This is a genomic window from Blautia sp. HCP3S3_H10_2, from assembly GCF_052122375.1.
Classification (GTDB): Bacteria; Bacillota; Clostridia; order Lachnospirales; family Lachnospiraceae; genus Blautia_A.
Genome location: NZ_JBQKCL010000008.1, coordinates 185,626 through 206,313, shown reverse-complemented (window position 1 = coordinate 206,313; position 20,688 = coordinate 185,626). Strand labels below are relative to the sequence as shown.

The window sequence follows — 20,688 nt, the reverse complement described above, 5'->3', positions numbered from 1 at the left end:
CTGCAATTTGTATGCTCCATATAACTATTAAAATGATTTATTTAAAGTAATTATCAAAGATAATTACCGCTGATAATTATAAGAGGGAGGAATCATTTTGTCAAGCAAAAAAATATAGGAATATGATTTAAAATATTGTCTTTGGGGTTATTCTTATAAAAATAGGGAGTATATCTGGAAAAGTATTTTGATAAATCGTGGTTTGCACTATTTGGTAAAGGTATAACGGATGATATACCCATTGGAATCACCAGTGGTAATGATCACGTCCCCGGCAGCGTTTGTTGCTATGTCCATGATCGGGAATTTCCCATGTTCTTCCACATATGCCCTTGGACTTTTGGCCTCTGCTTCAATAATTTCTTTCTGGGCATGTGCACTTCCACCACAAGGATTGATGGTTTCAATAAAGATTTCATATTCGTTCATAGTAAAATCCTCCGTTTGGGTTTGATATCTGGATTATGACAGATAAATGCAGGAATTTCAAAGGACATATTTTACGAAAATTTCTATGAACAGGAATATTCATATGACTGTGCTTGTTACGCAAAAAGAACCATGCTACAATACGATATTATGACGAAAGATGAAAGGTTTGTTTCGTAATTTGAAAACATGAGGATTCTTATATGAAAATAAAAAAATGTCTAAAATATACCAGAAAAATATTAATTAGTCTGTTGCTTATCGTGGTTTTGGTTAATATTCTGGCTCCTCTTTTTTGCAGAAAACCAGATAAAGGCTATGAAGAAAAATTAAAGCAGATAACATTTACCCAGGAGATACCGGGAGAAGAACGAATCCGCTGTATTGACGACAATGAAGAGGCACTTTTATGGCGGCTGCGGATGATCGGAACTGCAAAAAAGAGCATTGTGCTTTCCACTTTTGATCTGAGGGCGGATGACAGTGGAACCGATCTGCTTGCTGCACTGAACCACGCAGCCCAAAAAGGTGTGAAGATCCAGTTGTTGATCGATGGGATTTATCAGCAGCTTTTCCTGAATGGGAGCCGGGAGTTTCAGGCACTGGCAGCTCTGGAAAATGTACAGGTAGGAGTTTATAATCCGGTAACACCTGGGAATCTGCTTCGGCTGAATTACCGTATGCATGACAAATACCTGATCATTGACGGGGAAATGTATCTGCTTGGAGGGCGAAACAGTAACGATATTTTTCTCGGAGATAAAACCACAGGGATTAACGTAGACCGGGACATTTTGGTGTATGATACTTCTAAAGGGCAAGGTAAATCTTTACAGGAATTGGAAACGTATTTTCAGCAGATCTGGGATGAAGAGTGCGTAGCTGGAAAAAATAAAGAAAAACCGGAAGATTCTGAAGAGAATTCAGATATGCAGATATTGACTGGTACGGACAAAGCCAGTGAGAGTGAGCGGGACGAGAAGCTTTCTGGAAAATACGAAAAAGAATATCAGTCTCTGAAAGAACGCTATAATTCTCTGCAAAAGAAATATCCAGACATGGATACTTATAATTCCTGGGAAAAAGATACGATGGCTGTCAATAAGATTACGCTGATTCATAATGGAACGCAGGCTGCCCCAAAAACACCGCAGGTTCTCCAGGCAATCCACTATCTGTCCAAGGATGCCAGACAGATAACAATCCAGACACCTTATGTGATCTGCAATCGCTATATGTATGAGGTGCTTGATGAAATCTCATCCCATGCAAAGCTAAGAATTGTTTTAAATGCAGTTGAAAAAGGGTCCAATCCATGGGGCTGCACCGATTATCTCAATCAGAAAAAGAAAATTCTAAGCACTGGTGCAGACGTGTACGAGTTGATGAATGAGCATGCAGTACACACAAAAGCGGTACTGATCGACGATCGGTTATCTGTAGTCGGGTCTTATAATCTGGATATAAGAAGCACTTATCTGGACACGGAATTGATGCTGGTCATCGATAGCAGAGAGCTGAACCAGCAGATCCAGGACACAGAGGATATTTACTATGAGAAAAGTAAAGAAGTGTTATCAAATGGCCAGGAGACAGAAGGTACGCAATATAAAGAAAAAGTGCTGGATTGGAAGAAAAAAATATTTTATGGTGTGCTTAGAATCCTGATAAGACCGCTTAGGCAATTATTATAGAAGGGAAGATAAATTATAAAGAACGCATATGATAAGAAGATAATTAGGAAGGTTGAGAATAGTGCTTTTGCATATATTGTAAAAAAAAGAAAAGAAAAATGAAAAAAGCAAGTGAAAAATTATATAAATAGCAAATTAGGAATTGATTTTTTATGGAAAAGCAGTTAGAATGACCTTTGGAATAAAATAATTTCTATATAAAATTCTAAAACAAAGGCAGGTGAACAGAATGGATAGTTGCGATTCTCATGGGCGAAGTAGTTGCATAGGATGGAAGAACGAAATAGCAAATGGAACCGCGACCTGTTCTGTTCTCCTTTTTGTATAAACAGATACAGTGCGAGCTGGTGTTCTGACCTCATTTCTTTTTTCAATCCTATGTAATCCACAAAATTATGATTGTACGGATAAAGGGACTTTTGCATTATTGACTAAAAGCTTTGCAGCAGATCCCGGGCTTTTTGTGCGCCCTTTCTGTATGAATATTTGTATAAGGTTCAGGTGAAAATGATATTGCCTGGATTACTTCACATGCCCTGTGTGGGATCGAATATTCCCTGAAAACGGATTCCAGAGTTTTTAACACACACTGGTGTCCGTTAAAATGGACTTATAAAAGCCCATAAAAATACATAAGATAGAAACCCACAGAATGTTACCTGCGACCAGGAACCGGGTGCACTGTCTTATTGTCAGATTGGAGAAAATAGGATGGAGAAAAGAGTGCAGGATTACACCCAGGACATTCTGGATGTAATCAGAAGTAATACTTCTCCGGCAGCCATGAGCAACAAGCTGGAGGACTTTCATGCCAACGACCTTGCAGATGCAATGCCGAGGCTGACCGTTCAGGAACGTTACAAGCTGTACCGTATTCTGGACTTGAATATGCTGTCTGATATTTTTGAGTATACCGACTCAGACAATGCAGCGGAATATGTGAAAGAGATGGATGTGAAAAAAGGTGCCGCCATTCTTTCACGCATGGAGACGGACGCCCTTGTGGAGGTTCTCCAGAAAATAGATAAAGCCAAGAAAAAGATTCTGGTAGAGTTAATGGATGATGATGTCCGTCACGACATCGAGATGATCGCTTCCTTTGATGAGGACGAGATCGGTAGCCGTATGACAACCAACTGCATTATCATCCGTGAAAATCTTACTGTGAAGCAGGCTATGAACAGTCTTGTGGAGCAGGCTGCCAAGAATGATAATATTTCCACAATTTTTGTGGTGACGGAATCTCAGAAGTTTTACGGAGCCATTGATCTGAAAGACCTGATCATTGCAAGACAGGATAAATCCCTGGATGATCTGGTAGCAACCTCTTATCCATATGTATATGCGGAAGAGGATATTGACGATTGTATCGAAGAACTGAAGGCGTATTCAGAAGATTCCATTCCCGTTCTGGATAATGACAACCGCCTTTTAGGTGTTATCACATCTTCCAATATCATCGACCTGGTTGATGATGAGATGGGAGAAGATTACGCCATGCTGGCTGGTCTTACTGCAGAGGAGGATCTGAAGGAACCGTTAAAGGAGAGTATGAAGAAACGTATGCCATGGCTGATCGTTCTTCTTGGTCTTGGCATGGTGGTATCTTCTGTAGTAGGTGTGTTTGAAAATGTAGTAACACAGCTTCCTATCATCATGGCATTCCAGTCCCTTATATTGGACATGGCTGGTAATGTTGGTACACAGTCCCTGGCTGTTACCATCCGTGTGCTTATGGATGAATCCCTTACCGGGAAACAGAAGCTGGAGCTGGTATTTAAGGAAATGCGGATTGGTCTGTGCAATGGTGCATTGCTTGGTATTTTATCCTTTGTACTTATCGGATTATATATTTATCTGTTCAAGGGAAAAACACTGGTATTCGCATATGCAGTATCCGGTTGTATCGGAGTAGCCCTGCTTCTGGCAATGCTGATTTCCAGTGCAGTTGGAACCTGTATCCCACTGTTCTTCAAGAAGGTGGGAGTTGACCCTGCAGTTGCGTCTGGTCCCCTGATCACCACTGTCAATGACCTTGTTGCAGTAGTGACCTATTACGGACTTGGCTGGATCTTCCTGATCGGAGTTCTGCATCTGGCTGGTTAAAAATACGTGTTTGTGCAAAATAAATTATAGGAAAGAGCTCTTTGGGATTCAGTGTCCTGGAGAGCTTTTTTGCTATTTAATGTGCTGGATGTCGTTACCCGTACGCGGTCTGACAATGTATATTCACCGCCGTGCGGAGCAACGTTCCGCTGAACTAGCTGCTAACTTCGACTAAGACGCTCGGGAGAGCCCTCGCGCCAAGTCTACGTAAGCATCGGATTTCAGCTACATTAAAACCGCTCCTGAAATGCACGGCTACGTGAATATATATTGCCAAACCGCTGGATACAGGCAAGGGGAAATTTCAAAAACTATCGTTGCCAACAAATTATAGGGAAACCAACACACGAAGCCCCCCTCCAGATAAAAGTTCCTATATACCAGTTTTAGCCAGTACACAGCGTTCGGGCAATGGAGATTGCTCTAGCGAGCCATTTCAGGCGCGTTCTTAGCGTAGATGAAATCCAGCGCTTACGAAGACTTATGCGTGAGGGCTCTCCCGAACGCATTAGTCGTAGTTAGCGATTAGTTCATTGTAGCGTTGCGCCAGCGAGTGAGCAATCTCCATTGTCCGAATGCGTTCCTCCTGAAGGACTTTTAACACACAAAATAGCAATTTGACAAACCACACGGAAAAAAGTACAATGAAAACATTATGTGGAAACATACATGATACAGAATTATATAGAAGAAATCTATAATAGAAACTATCAGGAAGAAAACACGAAGAAGCGAGGATGGACCGAAATGAATAAATGGGAAGCAAACATTCGCAAAGTAGTACCCTACACCCCTGGTGAGCAGCCAAACCAGCCAGACATGATCAAGCTGAATACCAATGAAAACCCATATCCGCCAGCACCAGGTGTAACGAAAGCACTTCAGGAAATTGATACAGACACACTCCGTCTTTATCCGGATCCTACAGCAGGTGATCTGGTACATGCTATTGCACAGAATTATGGGTTGAAAGATGAGCAGGTATTTGTAGGTGTTGGTTCAGATGACGTTCTGGCCATGAGCTTTCTTACCTTCTTTAATTCTGGTAAACCTGTATTTTTCCCGGATATTACTTATTCCTTCTATGACGTATGGGCAGATCTTTTCCGGATTCCATACGAGTGCAAGGCTCTTGATGAGAACTTCTGCATCCGCAAAGAAGACTACTTTAAAGAAAACGGTGGAATCATTTTCCCAAATCCAAATGCGCCCACAGGCGTGGAGCTTCCCCTCGCTGATATAGAAGAGATTCTGCAGCATAACCAGGATGTGATCGTGATCGTGGACGAAGCATATGTGGACTTCGGGGCGAAATCTGCGTTGGAGCTTATTGATAAATATGACAATCTTCTGGTGGTACAGACATTTTCCAAATCACGTTCCATGGCGGGAATGCGAATCGGTTTTGCATGTGGAAACCCACAGCTGATCAAATTCCTGAATGATGTGAAATATTCCTTTAACTCTTATACAATGGACCGAACCACTCTTGCAATTGGCGTGGCAGCAATCCAGGATAAGGCATATTTTCAGGAAACCTGTGCGAAGATCATGGAGACAAGGGAATGGACGAAGAAGGAGCTGTCTGCTCTTGGATTTACCTTCCCGGATTCCAAAACAAACTTTATTTTTGCTTCACATAAAAGATGTCCGGCAAGCGAACTTTTTGCGTCTCTTCGTCAGGAGCATATATATGTAAGATATTTCCCGAAGCCCAGGATTGACAACCATTTGCGCATCACAGTAGGAACGCAGGAGGAAATGGAAAAGCTGATCCGGTTTTTGCAGAAATACCTGGAAAAAAGTGAAAAATGATAGAAAGCTTACAGGAGTAAAAATGCAATATAAAAAGTTATTCAAAAAAGGAGTTTTGAGCGTCCTGCTGGCAGGAACACTGGTTGTAACAGGAGTACCTGTTATTGCAGAAGACTCCATGAATGCAGATACAGCCTGGGAGTACGGGGAAAATGACAGTTCCACAGTGGATTCTGGAATAAATGATGTGACAGCTGACCAGGAAAATGCGGAGCAGATGCCAAGTGAAAGCCAGACTCAGGGATTTGCGGCAGACGGGCAGGAAGAAACAGGAGTTTTAGATAACTCGGATGGAATGACAACCGAAGGGGGATTTCAGTCAGAAGATACAGTAGATGGCTTTGTTGATGGCGGAATAAAAGAAGCGGAATCAGGCTTTGGAAGCATGGATCCAGATGATCCGTCACCTGTAGCAGACGGGCAGGAGGATACGCTTACGGAAGCGGAAATAGAAGCCCAGCTGGAACCAATCAGGGAGCTTTCACCGTTAAGCTATGTAGATCCCCCTTCTGGAAGTGGAAATGAAGAGACAGGAAGTGTAGGAGCCGCACGGGCAGCTTCTTATCCTGCCAGATACGATCCAAGAAGCAGTCTTTCCCTTCCAGTCCGTAACCAGAAGCCGTCGAATATGTGCTGGGCTTATACGTTGGCAGCCAATCTGGAAATCTCGTTTAGAAGAGCAGGAACAGGGCTCTTTGATCTGTCAGAGGAGCATCTGGCATATTTCTTTGCAAACCGCAGGAATGATCCGCTGGGAAATACACCAAATGACAGGAATATTGTCCAGCATTCCTACAGAGAAGGAGGCAACCAGACTTTAGCTGCTATTTTCCTGAGTACCTGGAGCGGCATGGCACTGGAATCCCAGGTGCCCTATGAGACGAATTCGGATCATACCCTGGATTCAGACAAAGTGCCGGATTCCGGCATGGCATATAAAACGACTGCCTATCTGGAAAATGCAGCGTTTTCTTCTTATTCTGTAAATAATATTAAAAACCTGATTTCTGAATATGGTTCTGTTTCCATGTCTTTTGGAATGTATGACAATTACTATAATCCGCATATGTATGCATACAGTTATCCTGGAAGTGCCGGGGTGAACCATGCCGTAACCCTGGTTGGATGGGATGACAATTTTTCCAGGGAAAACTTCAATGATGACTGCAAGGTGACCTCGGATGGCGCATGGATTGCGAGAAACAGCTGGGGAGATGACTGGGGAGATGGTGGATATTTTTACATTTCTTACCAGAATAAGTGCAATTATAATATTGTAGCAGCAGAAGCGACCACGAATCCCAAATACAAAAACAATTACTTCTATGACGGTTCCAGTGCATTGAGTAAACTGAAGCTGTATCCGTCTGGAAGTGGCGGTATTTCAGCTGTTTCCAATGTTTTTCAGGCAAAGGCGGGAAATGGAAAAGGAGAAGCGTTAGGAGAAGTTGTCCTTGCCACATATACGGATGGAGGTTCTTACAGTATTCAGGTTTATACGAACCTGACGGATAAAAGCAATCCGGTAAGTGGAACACCGGCATACAGTACACCAGTTAAATTTTATCAGGAGCATGCCGGCATTTCCACAGTTTCGGTACCAGAAGTGAATCTGATGAATGGAACGCTGTATTCCGTAGTCATTACGAATATTGGTTCTGGTGCGGTAGATTATCTTTGTGAAACAAATAGTGCGTATGACTGGGTGGAATTTCAGGCAGATCTGAAAGAGAACCAGAGTTTTTGTTATCATGAGCAAAGCGGATGGAATGATTTTTCAAAAACAAGTCCAAATGCATGTGCAAGGATCAAGGCACACACAAGGACACTTGGCAGTGCTGTTTCTGTGTCAAAGCCATCCTCTCTTCAGGGGCAGGCAGGGGCTTATAATAGAATCAATCTGACATGGAATAAGGTTTCCGGTGTTTCGGGGTATCAGATATATAGAAAAGAAACTGGCAGTGATTACAAGAAGATGACGACTGTGGCCTGGAATGTGGGTTCCTGGACGGATACAACGGTAAAACCTGGAATTACTTATACTTATAAGATACATGCTTACAGTATGGTAAATGGTACTGCGAAATATTCTGATTTTACAGGGGAGAAAGCTGTTAAGACGACACTTTCCACACCATCTGTTTCCGTAAAGGTTTCTTCGGGAATGTATAATACGGTGTCCTGGAGTAAAGTTTCAGGGGCTGCCGGATATGCGGTTTATCGGAAAAAATCTTCTGGAAAATGGACGAAGCTTGCTACTGTAAAAAAAGCATCAACCACATCCTATAAGGATAAAAAAATAAAAGCAGCCACGGTTTATGAATACACTGTCAGAGCTTATTGCACAGTGAATAATAAAACGGTGGCGAGCAGTTATAAGTCCAGTGGAAAATATAAGTCATCCCCCTCTTTGCAGAAGATAAATTCTGTTTCCAATGTGAAAAAAGGCTTGAAGCTGAAGTGGAAAGCACAGAAAAAATGCGATGGCTATTATATCTACAGAAAAACTGGAAACGGTAAGTTTTCACTGGCAGCGACAGTTAAGAAAGGAAGTACTTCTTCCTGGACAGATACAAAAGTGAAAAAAGGAAAGAAATATACTTATTATGTAAGTGCTTTTGTAAAAGAGCCGTCAGGAATAGTGAAAAGTAAATACCAGGCATCGAAAGCTGTGACGAAGAGATAGACACAAGAAACAAAAAAGATACAAGAAAAAAAGATACAGGCTCGTTCCTGGGCCTGTTTGAAAAATCATACCTGCAATATGCAATAAAAAGGAAGCTCTTTACATGAGCTTCCTTTCAGACTGTAGACAAACTTGGTGTTGGGTGTTATGCCCAGCACCATTTTTCTTTTAAAACTTCTTTTCTTTTTATTTTTTTCAAAATCAACAAAAATCTGGCTGTGTTCCAACCTCGTTTTTCCAGGATCTTTGCCAGTTTTTTCAGATTCATGCATGCAAAGGTAAGCCCGGCTTTCATCTCCATCCGTGCCTTTCCTACATATTGCGTATATCGAAATCCATGCTGTTCTTTCGCTGTACCGAAGATCCGCTCTATGGTTTCTTTTCTTAACTGGTAGATCTGTCTGTTTCCGATCGTGTGCCGAATGTCTTCTACCACTTCCATATATTCTTCCCATACATGACGTGTGATCAGTTTTACATGATCCTTACTTTCTGTGCATTTTGAAAGACATTGGCATTCAGCACAATGTTCACCGCAGCTTTTATACTCTTTATATCCACTTCTGTTTGTTGTACTGTATGTCAATATATGTGCTCCCGGACATATATAACAATCATAGTATTCATCATATGCGAATTCGTGTTTTCCGAAAAAGCCTTCTTTGGTCTTGGGACGGGTATACGGAAAAAGTGGTTGAATTCCATCTTCCAACAGCCGATGGGCGATTGCCGGAGTTTTATATCCTGCATCTGCAACTACCATCTGCGGATTCAGTTTAGATATCTTATCGTATAATGCTTTAAAAGTACGACTGTCATGCTCATTACCAGGATGTACTGTATATCCAAGGATCCAGCCATGTTTATCACAAGCAGTTTCTACTGCATATGCAAAAACGTGTTTATGTTCACCCTTTCGAAACCATCCACTTTCCGGATCGCTGATGCTGCATTTTTGGGTTTTCACATCTTCAGGAAGTTCTTCAGATATAGAATCCTTATCATTTCCGGTTCCACCGGATGCAGGTGGCTGGTTATCATCTTTTTTCTTTAATGGCTTTTTTCCATGTGCCAGACGGTCTTTTTCAATCTCTTTATTTAATTCCTCTTCATACCAGAGAGCCTGTTCGTGTGCAACCCGCTTACGCATTTTTTTACTGTTTGCACAGGCTTTTACATGTGTTGCATCCACGAAGATCTGTCCTGTATTTACAAGATTATATTTCATACAGTCTTCCAATATCTTTGAAAAGATCTGCTCAAAAAGGTCTGTGTCTTTGAAACGGCGGGTATAATTCTTTCCAAATGTAGAAAAATGAGGTATCGGATCTAGCATGTCCAGTCCAAGAAACCAGCGGTATGCAACGTTTACCTCGATCTCTTTCATGGTCTGACGCATGCTTTTTATTCCATAGAGATACTGAATGAATGGTATCTTTATCAGCATGACGGGATCCATACTGGGACGGCCGTTATCCGGACAGTATTTTTCTTCAACCAGATCATAAATAAAGTTCCAATTGATTGCTTTATCAATCAATCGCAGCATATGGTTTTGAGGTACCATGTCATCCATGGAAAACATCATCATTTGTTCTCTTTTTTTATCTGCATTTTTCGTCATCATAAAAAACACCGCCCTTCTGATATTTATTATATCAGAAAAGCGGTTCCAACAATAGCAAAACCCTGCAAAAGCAGGGCTTTGTCTACAATCTGAAAGGAAGCTCTTTACATGAGCTTCCTTTCAGACTGTAGACAAACTTGGTGTTGGGTGTTATGCCCAGCACCATTTTTCTTTTAAAACTTCTTTTCTTTTTATTTTTTTCAAAATCAACAAAAATCTGGCTGTGTTCCAACCTCGTTTTTCCAGGATCTTTGCCAGTTTTTTCAGATTCATGCATGCAAAGGTAAGCCCGGCTTTCATCTCCATCCGTGCCTTTCCTACATATTGCGTATATCGAAATCCATGCTGTTCTTTCGCTGTACCGAAGATCCGCTCTATGGTTTCTTTTCTTAACTGGTAGATCTGTCTGTTTCCGATCGTGTGCCGAATGTCTTCTACCACTTCCATATATTCTTCCCATACATGACGTGTGATCAGTTTTACATGATCCTTACTTTCTGTGCATTTTGAAAGACATTGGCATTCAGCACAATGTTCACCGCAGCTTTTATACTCTTTATATCCACTTCTGTTTGTTGTACTGTATGTCAATATATGTGCTCCCGGACATATATAACAATCATAGTATTCATCATATGCGAATTCGTGTTTTCCGAAAAAGCCTTCTTTGGTCTTGGGACGGGTATACGGAAAAAGTGGTTGAATTCCATCTTCCAACAGCCGATGGGCGATTGCCGGAGTTTTATATCCTGCATCTGCAACTACCATCTGCGGATTCAGTTTAGATATCTTATCGTATAATGCTTTAAAAGTACGACTGTCATGCTCATTACCAGGATGTACTGTATATCCAAGGATCCAGCCATGTTTATCACAAGCAGTTTCTACTGCATATGCAAAAACGTGTTTATGTTCACCCTTTCGAAACCATCCACTTTCCGGATCGCTGATGCTGCATTTTTGGGTTTTCACATCTTCAGGAAGTTCTTCAGATATAGAATCCTTATCATTTCCGGTTCCACCGGATGCAGGTGGCTGGTTATCATCTTTTTTCTTTAATGGCTTTTTTCCATGTGCCAGACGGTCTTTTTCAATCTCTTTATTTAATTCCTCTTCATACCAGAGAGCCTGTTCGTGTGCAACCCGCTTACGCATTTTTTTACTGTTTGCACAGGCTTTTACATGTGTTGCATCCACGAAGATCTGTCCTGTATTTACAAGATTATATTTCATACAGTCTTCCAATATCTTTGAAAAGATCTGCTCAAAAAGGTCTGTGTCTTTGAAACGGCGGGTATAATTCTTTCCAAATGTAGAAAAATGAGGTATCGGATCTAGCATGTCCAGTCCAAGAAACCAGCGGTATGCAACGTTTACCTCGATCTCTTTCATGGTCTGACGCATGCTTTTTATTCCATAGAGATACTGAATGAATGGTATCTTTATCAGCATGACGGGATCCATACTGGGACGGCCGTTATCCGGACAGTATTTTTCTTCAACCAGATCATAAATAAAGTTCCAATTGATTGCTTTATCAATCAATCGCAGCATATGGTTTTGAGGTACCATGTCATCCATGGAAAACATCATCATTTGTTCTCTTTTTTTATCTGCATTTTTCGTCATCATAAAAAACACCGCCCTTCTGATATTTATTATATCAGAAAAGCGGTTCCAACAATAGCAAAACCCTGCAAAAGCAGGGCTTTGTCTACAATCTGAAAGGAAGCTCTTTACATGAGCTTCCTTTTTAACATTTCCGGATTGGAAGAATATTTCAGGGCTGTTTCCCTGGTAATCTGATGGCTGCGGTAAAGCTCCAGAAGGCTGGTGTCCATGGAACGCATATCTGCCTGGGAAGAGGAGGCAATCACACCGTCGATCTGGTAGACCTTATTGTCACGAATCATATTCCGGATGGCTGGTGTAAGCTTCATGATCTCAAAAACAGGAATATTGTGACCGTTAACATCCGGTACCAGCTGCTGGGAGATAACCGTCTGCAGCACCATGGAAAGCTGAATGGCAATCTGGTGCTGCTGGCTGGGATCAAAGACGTCCATAATACGGCTGATGGTATTGGCTGCTCCTGTAGTATGCAGACTGGAAAGAATCAGATGCCCGGTCTCTGCAGCTGTCATAGCAGTCTGGATGGTTTCATGGTCACGCATTTCTCCAAGAAGGATGACATCCGGACTCTGGCGCAGGGTTGCGCGCAGGGAAACAAGATAATTCGCGGTATCCGTACAGATCTCACGCTGGCTGACAATACATTTATCATGCCGGTGAAGATATTCCAGGGGATCCTCAAGAGTAATAATATGACCTTCGCGGGTGTGGTTGATCTGGTCAATGATACAAGCCATAGTTGTGGATTTACCGCTTCCTGCAGGACCAGTGATCAGAACCATACCTTTGGTAAGCTGGGCGGCCTCCATGACTGCAGGCGGAATATGCAGATCCTGGGGATCTGGGAGATTAAAAGCAATGATACGGATAACAGCAGCGAGGGAACCTCTCTGCCGGTATGTATTTACACGGAATCTGGAAAGCCCGGGGATAGCCATGGAAAAGTCATCGTCTCCGGATTCCAGCATAGGCTGGATGTTTCGGTTATGTGCCAGTTTATAGATGATACGGATAAATTCATCTGTTTCAGGAGGCATGAGACGTTCTTCAAATCCTTCCAGGGTACAGAGCTTCCCATCAATCTTTACGGAAAGGGGGCGGCCTGCGATCACAAAAATGTCAGAGGCTTTTTTCTGGGTGGCAAGTTCCAGAAAAGCCTGAACTTTTTCTTCCATAAAATTATTCTCCTTTAAAAACGGACTGCCTTGTGTCCGGGTTCCAGTCTGCGGTTACGATGGTGTTCCAGGTGAGAATCCGGGCAATGGCGTTATCAGAGGAACCAGAAAGCACTGCTTGTGGGTCCTTCCATAAAATTAGAAACTGCACTTCAAGACTCTGGGTGTCAGAAAAAGCTTTCACATAGGAAACTATATACTTATCAGGATCCCATTGTGCGTTTTGATTTTGACTGAAATAATCAGAAACAAGTTTGTAGTATTCCTGCTTATCCAGAACCTGATTAGTGAATCCTTCTAGCGTCTGAACCATATCTGCATAGAAATCAGTTGCTTCTGTACAGGCATTGTAATAGGCAGTAGTCTGATTAAGCGAAAGGGTACTGCTGCGAAGATCCTGTCTGGAAGTTCCATATCCCAGGAGGGAAAGAATCACCAGCATCAGTACTCCAAAAATCAGAAACAGGGATGGAATTCCGGTCGCAGAAAAAAGATTGTTTTTTTCACTCATGAGCCTGACACCTCCTCTGCCTTGAAAAAGGGAAAACGGATGGTCTGTTCATAAAGGCTGGAATCCTCAGTGTAAACAGCAGCTCTGGAAAAGCGGATAACGGCTTCTTTGACCGGAGCCAGAACGGAGAGCGTTATGGTCATCTTATAGACTGCCTCTTTTTCAGAAACATTTTTCCATTGCTTATCAAAATAGTAACTAATGGTGTCTTGGTCTGCAATTCCATCCGGCATAAGTTTCAGAAAATTCTGTACAGTGCCGTCACTTCCTTCCAGAATCTCCCCTGCACTGGTAATAAGCTCCTGGATGTGTGCATCTTCACGTGCTGTGGTCCGTGCCATATAGGAAGCAGCGAACAGCCGTACACAGACACCACAGGTTAATCCCAGAAAAAGAAGGACGAATATCATTTCCATGAGGAAAAGACCGGATTTGGAATGGGTAGTAATTTTTTGCATGGGAAACTTCCTTTCAGAGTTTGTGGCAAAATACTTTTGGGTCATGTGTTCTATTTGGATTTTTTTAAATACCCTTTAGACTGGCACACCTGGATGGAGCAGAAAACTGGAACTATGTCCATCAATATCGGTTAATGTGATCCGGTAAAACTGATCTTCTATGGATTCAATCTGAAAGTCCTGAAGCTGGGCCAATTCAGTTCCCATAGAAAGATCAGCCTGGGAATTGGCGGCTGTAAACAGTTCTTTCAGATGGCCGCCATCAAAATAAATGTAGGTAAAATAAGGTTTCCCATTCATGTTTTCCTGAAAGCAGAGCGTTGTGGTGTCCTGTATCTGGGTCAGTGAGGTGCAGCCTTCCTGGTCATGCTGACGGAATTTTGTGGTGATATAGGAGGCTGCTGTGTAAAGGTTGTTATTTGTGTCCAGGCTTTTTACCGAAGCCTGGTAATTTCCAGCTCCAAAAAGCAACAAAAACAGAAGGAAGAGCACATACATTGCAAACAACAGCAATGTTGCCAGGGAATCCACACTGTGTTTTCTGGAAAAAAAGGTGCTCATCTGGAATCTCCTTTCCTGGCATTCAGCGGAAGAACACTGATAGATGGCAGAAGATTTGAACCGTTCGGAATGTATTCTACCACAAATTTCTCCGTGTCATAAGTAATATGGTAATCAGAAAGCAGCTCGTCCAGACTTTCCGGATACCTGCCGGTAAGGGCATAGGTCCGCACCGCGCCACCCTCAAGGGCGCTGGTTAAAGTCACCTGTTCTTTTTCCAGGGAATCCTTCTGGGTATGTGTGATTCCCATATAAAAGAGAATGCAGAGGACTACTGCAAACAAGATGGGGGCAATACGGAACAAAATCCGTTTTATATGCATTTTTCTGGTTTCAAATATGTTGGTTTCAAAATTCATTTCAAATTCTCCAATTGCTCTCTGAATCCGGGAATGCCGAAAATGATATCAGGCAATCATTTCCGAAAGTAATCCCAGGAGAGGCATCATAACAGAAAGAAGAATCAGGCCTACGAGTAGTGACAGAACGATGACGATAGTTGGTTCCAGAATGGAAACAATATGGGAAATAGAACCAACGGATTTCTCTTCATAGCGTTCCGAAAGTTTGCCCATTACTTCATCGGATGCTCCTGCCTGAAAACCAAGTGAAATCAGGCGAAGCTCCATAGATTGAAAAAGTCCGGAGTCTGTGATGGCTTCTGTGAAACCATAGCCCTCGGAAAGCTGTTTCTGTGCGGCGGTCAGCTTATCCTTGATTTCGGACTGAGTGACAACTGCACCAGCCAGTTCCACGCATAACTCGGGGGAGAGTCCACTGCGGATTCCAAGGGAGATACACTGGCAGAGACGGCTGTAATCCAGATTTGCCGGTATTTCTTTCATTCCCGGGAAGCGGTAAATGGCTCTGCGGACAAGCTGTTGTCCTTTTGGATGGAAAGTAAGGAAAAAGATAAAACCGATTATCAGAGCCAGAAGAATCAGAAATACGATGGAATAGCGGCTTAGTGTTTCACCCATTCCAAGAAGGGCACCGGAAACACCGCTCATTTCCAGTCCAAGCTGGCGAAAAACCTGACGGAAGACCGGCAGGACCTTTACCAGGAGGATTACAATGACCGCAGTCATCATCCCGAACATGACAAGAGGATAAGTAACTGCACTCTGAATCTGGTCTGAAATCTGGATTTCCTTCTGATAGAAATCTGCCAGTCCCTTCATAACTTCGTCGAGACAGCCGGTTTCTTCACCGGTACGGACATAGGCTGTGGCAGAAGCAGGGAAAGCACCGGATTTTTCCATGGCATGTGCAAGGGAACCGGATTCCTCCATATCCTTATAAAGGAAAGATAAGATCTCTTTACCTCTTTCTGTCTGGCTGTCATCATTTAATACGGTCAGTCCTTCTATGGCGGACATTCCGGAACGTAATATAATGGAAAACTGTTCACAGAATTGGAATAGTTCCCGGTTGTTTAATCTGGTGATCATAAAAAATCCTTTCTAAGACACGCTCAAAATGTTATCGGGTGAATTGCAAGGTATAGTTATCACTGTCTCCTATGTAGGAGTTAATAAGCTCTTCATCTTCGCTATTGGCTGTAAAAGTGGGATCCATGCGGTTCCATTTTTCCCCATCGTAGGTGATGGCGTGCTCTACCCAGCCTTTACCGCGGATATAGACATCAATCCAGGCATGCTTGATGTCACCTGCATAACCAATCTGAAGCTTGCAGGGAATATCCCGGCTTCTTAACATGGCTGTCATCAAAGCAGCGTAATCGAAGCAGATTCCCTTGCCTGTCGAAAGGGTCTCATCCACATCAGGGAGGTAGCCTGTTTCAACTGTGGCAGCTTTTTCCTCATCATAGGTGATGTGCTGTGTTACATACTGGAAAACGGTGTCAATGCTTTCCTGCTCAGCAGCATCGTCTATCAGAAGGGAAAGAGCCAGCTTACTGGCTTCTGAATCCGGGGTAAAGTTTACATACTGGTTCGGGTAGAGAAACGGGAGAAATTCATTCTCCAGGGTCACTTCCAACGCCTGTGCATAAAGTGCAGCATACTGACTGCCATTTACCTGCTCATAACAGGTCACCTGATAAGTACCACTTCCACTGGTAAAAGGGATAACGGCACTTTCACCGGATGAAACAAAATAAGAATAGACAACGCCGTCATCTGCACAAAGCTGGATATTCTTGGTAGTGCCATTAGCGTCGCTTTTCGCAGTCAGATACCCCTGACTGATATTGGAGGTATCAAGAACCAGCGGTGACTGTCCCACAGTGCTGGTGCCAGGCGCTTCGGGAACCAGTACCTGTAATGGGGAAAAAACAGGAGGCTCATCAGAAGCAACGGTGCTGTTACCGCCACAGCCTGTTATTGCAAATAAAGTAAAGTATAATAAAAATAAGCAAAGAGGAAGGGCAGAAGTACGGTTTGACATAGTGCCGCTCCTTTTTATAATGCTGTCAAAAGTAAAAGGGTTTTTGATCTTTTAACCCTGGTCTTATGAAATAAGTATAGCAGATTATGTCAAAAAAGAAAGAGAGAATTCATTTATGAAATTTCGCTCTGTTTCGAAGCTTTTTGTGGAAAATTTAGTTATTTTTTCATGCCCTTTTTCGTTGACAATAGTTGGAAAAAGGCTTATTATGAGAATGTAATTAAAGGCAAACCTGTCGAAAGGCAGGGACGCAAAGCCACGGGTCTAAGGTCTACAGACTATGACAGCCGGTTGCCGCATTGATATTGATTATGTGATGTGATGATGACAGGAGACAGAGGTCATCTGTTTGTGGCAACCGTTTATTTAATCTGATAAACGGTTTTTTTATTGCCATGAATGGATGTGGTTTCCAAAGAGCGGCAGGTCAGAATCCATTATCGTTCAAGAAAGGTGTGCATATATATGAAAGGAAAGAAATTAACAGAGTGGTTCGCTAATAAGAAACTTGTTTCCAGTTGTGCAGCGATAGCACTTGCAGCTGTGATCGGTGGTGTTTCATTTTTTTCAGGAGCAGGGGAAGCACCAGAGTTCCCAAGCTATACAGATCCGGTTATGGAGACATCTATTGCCGAGGAAGAAACTCCATTGGCATCCCAGCCGAAGACCATTGTTAAGACTACAAGTAAGACCAAGACAACTAAGAAGACAGTCAAGCTGAAAAAGGCTTCCAAGAAGAGCTATACCAAGAAGCTGAAAACAAAAACCAAGGTTTCCAATTCCAAGAAAACCACCGGAAATACAACCGTAGCAACCAAAACCACAGTTGTAACAAATGCGACTGAGAAATATACCAAGAAATCCAAAAAGAAACTGGTTACATCCAAGGTTACAACAACTGTACAGACAACTACGACCCAGCAGGTAACCATTAACAATGAGGCAGTAGCCAATACCACATCTTCTGGTGTGAAGAGTACTGCAACCTCTACAACAGCTAAGACGACTACAGCATCAACTGCAAATAAGAACCAGGGCAAATACGAAGCCAATGTAACTTCTGTTGCCGGAAAGATGGACAGCCGTGTGCTTTCCGCATTCCAGAAACTGGGCTTCAAGCTGGTAGTTGATCCTTCTGTAAACTATTCCGGATACTTCGAAGCGAGATCAAGATCCATTACCATGAGACAGATTGATGATTCTGTATACCATGAACTGGGACATTTCCTTGCATTTATCGCAGGAAACGCTGACAGAACTTCCAGTTTCCAGAGTATTTATGCAGCTGAGAAGAATAATGTTACAGCATTTAATAAAGCATATGTAACACAGAATTCTTCAGAATATTTTGCTGAATCTGTTAAGGATTATATCCTGAACAACGCTTCCCTGAAGAGTGCAAGACCTCAGACTTATGCAGCAGTTCAGAATGCACTGAATCAGATCACGGATGCGCAGATTGCGAAAATCCAGAAGATTTATGGTCCATATTGGAAATAAAGAACAGATTAATTTCAAAAAGTGATCACCACCCGGAGAGTTGTCTCCGGGTGTTTTCGGTTAAACGCATGTCGAAGGTGCTGGATATGTGTCGACAAATAATTCTTGCAATAAAAAAACTGGAATGTGTATAATACAAGACAAAGGTCACCTTTTATTCTGTAATCGGACAAACAGGAAAAATGGGACGTGCAGGCTGGGATCGACATATTTGGAATTGATATAGACATAGCATCCGAAATGTGTTAAAATAAATTTTGCTAGATTTTTTTGAAGGTTATTTTACAAATTCAGTATATATTGCTTCTGTCTAATCAGACATTTGTATCCCGTGAAATCAAAATTGAAATGTTTTATAAATAATTGAAGTCAAAGAGGTAGATGATTGATGAGAGAAAAATATGAATCGTTGCCTTTGGCAGAGCTGAAAGCAATTGCGAAAGCCAGGGGACTGAGGGGCATTTCTACTATGAGAAAGCCTGAATTAATTGAGCGTATGTTAGAAGAAGATAGAAAAGAAGCGTCTGAGAGTGCACAGCCTGTCCAGAAGGCAGAAGAAAGCGTATCTGTACAGGAAAAAAGCGAGAAAACAGAGGCAGCTCCAGCATCTGAAAAGCGAGAAACCCCTGTGAAATCCCGTACGATCATAAGACGTAATCCGGAATTTCGCAGTAATAGCTATAACCGGAATGAGAATACAGTGCGTCAGAACAGCTATAATAATGAAACCAGAACAGATAATTTTGCGAAACGTGAGCCCTCAGTAAAGACTGTAGAAGTGGTTCCACCGGCTGAGATCAGGGATGCGGAGCCTGAGCAGCCACGTGTTGTAAATGATGAGCATGCAGAGAATGTGAGCAATGCTTATCATGTTTCTGCGGAGACGGTCCAGCTCGATAGTGGAGAAAAGGCGAACGGTATCCTGGAGGTCATGCCGGATGGTTTTGGATTTATCCGAAGTGAGAATTACCTTCCAGGGGAGAATGATATTTACGTTTCCCCATCACAGATCCGCAGGTTTAACCTGAAGACCGGAGACATTATCCAGGGAAATATCCGTATTAAGACCCAGGGAGAGAAATTCAGTGCCCTTTTATATGTGACATCTATCAATGGGTTTCATCCCAGCGAAGGACAGAAACGATACAATTTTGAGAATATGACCCCTATTTTTCCAAATGAGCGTCTCATCATGGAAAGGCCTGGCGGTACCACAGCTATGCGTATCGTGGATCTGATCAGCCCGATCGGTAAGGGACAGCGTGGAATGATCGTTTCCCCGCCCAAAGCTGGTAAGACGACATTGCTGAAGGATGTGGCGAAATCCATTCTCAAAAATAACAGTGATATGCATCTGATCATTCTTCTGATCGATGAACGTCCAGAGGAAGTTACGGATATTAAAGAAGCAATACAGGGACCAAATGTGGAAGTTATCTATTCTACATTTGATGAGCTTCCAGAGCATCATAAGCGTGTTTCCGAGATGGTTGTAGAGCGTGCACGACGCCTTGTAGAACATAAACAGGATGTAGTGATCCTTCTGGATTCCATTACCAGACTTGCCAGGGCTTATAACCTGGTGGTTCCGCCAAGCGGAAGAACTCTGTCCGGCGGTCTTGATCCGGGAGCCCTGCACATGCCGAAGCGTTTCTTTGGTGCTGCCCGTAATATGCGCGAAGGAGGCAGCCTTACCATTCTGGCGACAGCACTGGTCGATACCGGAAGTAAGATGGATGATGTAATTTACGAGGAGTTCAAAGGAACTGGTAATATGGAGCTTGTTCTTGACCGTAAGCTTCAGGAGAAGAGAGTGTTCCCGGCCATTGATATCCAGAAATCCGGTACCAGACGGGAGGATCTGCTTTTGAGCAGGGATGAGCAGGAAGCTGTGTATATTATGCGAAAAGCTCTTAATGGAATGAAATCCGACGAGGCTGTAGAGCAGATCCTGAATATGTTTGCCCGTACTGCTAATAACGCAGAATTTGTGCAAACTGTAAAAAAACAGAAATTTTTATAAATAACTTGCATTTCTCATAACGCCATGCTATAATCAGTAGGCTGTGTAAAGTGTGAATTCGT

At 42.6% G+C, this 20,688-nt stretch carries 14 protein-coding genes, 2 pseudogenes and 1 riboswitch; of the genes and pseudogenes, 6 read left to right on the top strand and 10 right to left on the bottom strand.

Annotated elements, in window-relative coordinates; translation table 11 throughout:
* Nucleotides 1-207 precede the first annotated feature (207 nt).
* Nucleotides 208-429 (bottom strand): hypothetical protein, encoded by a 222-nt coding sequence (locus ACTQWB_RS11000; RefSeq protein WP_441501577.1) that lies wholly within the window; start codon nucleotides 427-429, stop codon nucleotides 208-210.
* 203 nt (nucleotides 430-632) lie between these two features.
* Here ACTQWB_RS11000 and ACTQWB_RS10995 point away from each other — a divergent pair, with 203 nt between their 5' ends.
* The 4 genes from ACTQWB_RS10995 (at nucleotide 633) to ACTQWB_RS10980 (ending at nucleotide 8,730) form a co-directional block, all read left to right on the top strand.
* Nucleotides 633-2,123, top strand: coding sequence for a phospholipase D-like domain-containing protein (locus tag ACTQWB_RS10995; RefSeq protein WP_441501578.1), 1,491 nt, complete (start codon nucleotides 633-635; stop codon nucleotides 2,121-2,123).
* Between the two features lie 711 nt (nucleotides 2,124-2,834).
* Nucleotides 2,835-4,229: a magnesium transporter gene (gene mgtE, locus ACTQWB_RS10990; RefSeq protein ID WP_441501579.1), complete on the top strand. Its 1,395-nt coding sequence runs from the start codon at nucleotides 2,835-2,837 to the stop codon at nucleotides 4,227-4,229.
* Nucleotides 4,230-4,976: 747 nt separating this feature from the next.
* Nucleotides 4,977-6,044, top strand: coding sequence for a histidinol-phosphate transaminase (gene hisC / locus ACTQWB_RS10985; protein ID WP_441501580.1), 1,068 nt, complete (start codon nucleotides 4,977-4,979; stop codon nucleotides 6,042-6,044).
* A gap of 22 nt (nucleotides 6,045-6,066) precedes the next feature.
* The gene (locus ACTQWB_RS10980; RefSeq protein ID WP_441501581.1) at nucleotides 6,067-8,730 is read left to right on the top strand and encodes a C1 family peptidase; all 2,664 of its coding nucleotides are present in this window, start codon (nucleotides 6,067-6,069) and stop codon (nucleotides 8,728-8,730) included.
* A 99-nt stretch (nucleotides 8,731-8,829) separates the two neighbouring features.
* Here the strand turns inward: ACTQWB_RS10980 and ACTQWB_RS10975 are convergent.
* From ACTQWB_RS10975 to ACTQWB_RS10935, 9 genes and pseudogenes are all read right to left on the bottom strand, one after another.
* Nucleotides 8,830-10,357: pseudogene (locus tag ACTQWB_RS10975) on the bottom strand (IS1182 family transposase).
* 104 nt (nucleotides 10,358-10,461) lie between these two features.
* Nucleotides 10,462-11,989 (bottom strand): annotated as a pseudogene (locus tag ACTQWB_RS10970) (IS1182 family transposase).
* Nucleotides 11,990-12,093: 104 nt separating this feature from the next.
* On the bottom strand, nucleotides 12,094-13,164 hold the full coding sequence (locus ACTQWB_RS10965) for a type IV pilus twitching motility protein PilT (RefSeq protein WP_441501582.1): 1,071 nt from the start codon (nucleotides 13,162-13,164) through the stop codon (nucleotides 12,094-12,096).
* Between the two features lie 4 nt (nucleotides 13,165-13,168).
* Nucleotides 13,169-13,675: a hypothetical protein gene (locus ACTQWB_RS10960; protein WP_441501583.1), complete on the bottom strand. Its 507-nt coding sequence runs from the start codon at nucleotides 13,673-13,675 to the stop codon at nucleotides 13,169-13,171.
* Nucleotides 13,672-14,133, bottom strand: coding sequence for a hypothetical protein (locus tag ACTQWB_RS10955; protein ID WP_441501584.1), 462 nt, complete (start codon nucleotides 14,131-14,133; stop codon nucleotides 13,672-13,674). Before ACTQWB_RS10955 ends, ACTQWB_RS10960 begins: the two co-directional genes overlap by 4 nt.
* Before the next feature lie 75 nt (nucleotides 14,134-14,208).
* Nucleotides 14,209-14,694, bottom strand: a complete 486-nt coding sequence (locus ACTQWB_RS10950) for a DUF4860 domain-containing protein (protein ID WP_441501585.1) — start codon at nucleotides 14,692-14,694, stop codon at nucleotides 14,209-14,211.
* Nucleotides 14,691-15,053 carry a hypothetical protein gene (locus ACTQWB_RS10945; RefSeq protein WP_441501586.1) on the bottom strand — a complete coding sequence of 121 codons (363 nt, stop codon included), beginning with the start codon at nucleotides 15,051-15,053 and terminating at the stop codon, nucleotides 14,691-14,693. The genes ACTQWB_RS10950 and ACTQWB_RS10945 overlap by 4 nt, the downstream gene beginning before the upstream one ends.
* Before the next feature lie 48 nt (nucleotides 15,054-15,101).
* Nucleotides 15,102-16,145: a type II secretion system F family protein gene (locus ACTQWB_RS10940; RefSeq protein ID WP_441501587.1), complete on the bottom strand. Its 1,044-nt coding sequence runs from the start codon at nucleotides 16,143-16,145 to the stop codon at nucleotides 15,102-15,104.
* Between the two features lie 31 nt (nucleotides 16,146-16,176).
* Nucleotides 16,177-17,103, bottom strand: a complete 927-nt coding sequence (locus ACTQWB_RS10935) for a transglutaminase-like domain-containing protein (RefSeq protein WP_441501588.1) — start codon at nucleotides 17,101-17,103, stop codon at nucleotides 16,177-16,179.
* Nucleotides 17,104-17,318: 215 nt separating this feature from the next.
* Nucleotides 17,319-17,402: riboswitch (cyclic di-GMP riboswitch) on the top strand.
* A 166-nt stretch (nucleotides 17,403-17,568) separates the two neighbouring features.
* Between ACTQWB_RS10935 and ACTQWB_RS10930 the strand changes: the two genes are divergently transcribed.
* Together ACTQWB_RS10930 and rho are read left to right on the top strand one after the other, a co-directional pair.
* A complete protein-coding gene (locus ACTQWB_RS10930) occupies nucleotides 17,569-18,603 on the top strand; it encodes an anthrax toxin lethal factor-related metalloendopeptidase (protein WP_441501589.1) in 1,035 nt (344 codons plus the stop codon).
* Between the two features lie 388 nt (nucleotides 18,604-18,991).
* The gene (gene rho / locus ACTQWB_RS10925; protein ID WP_441501590.1) at nucleotides 18,992-20,626 is read left to right on the top strand and encodes a transcription termination factor Rho; all 1,635 of its coding nucleotides are present in this window, start codon (nucleotides 18,992-18,994) and stop codon (nucleotides 20,624-20,626) included.
* Nucleotides 20,627-20,688 lie beyond the last annotated feature (62 nt).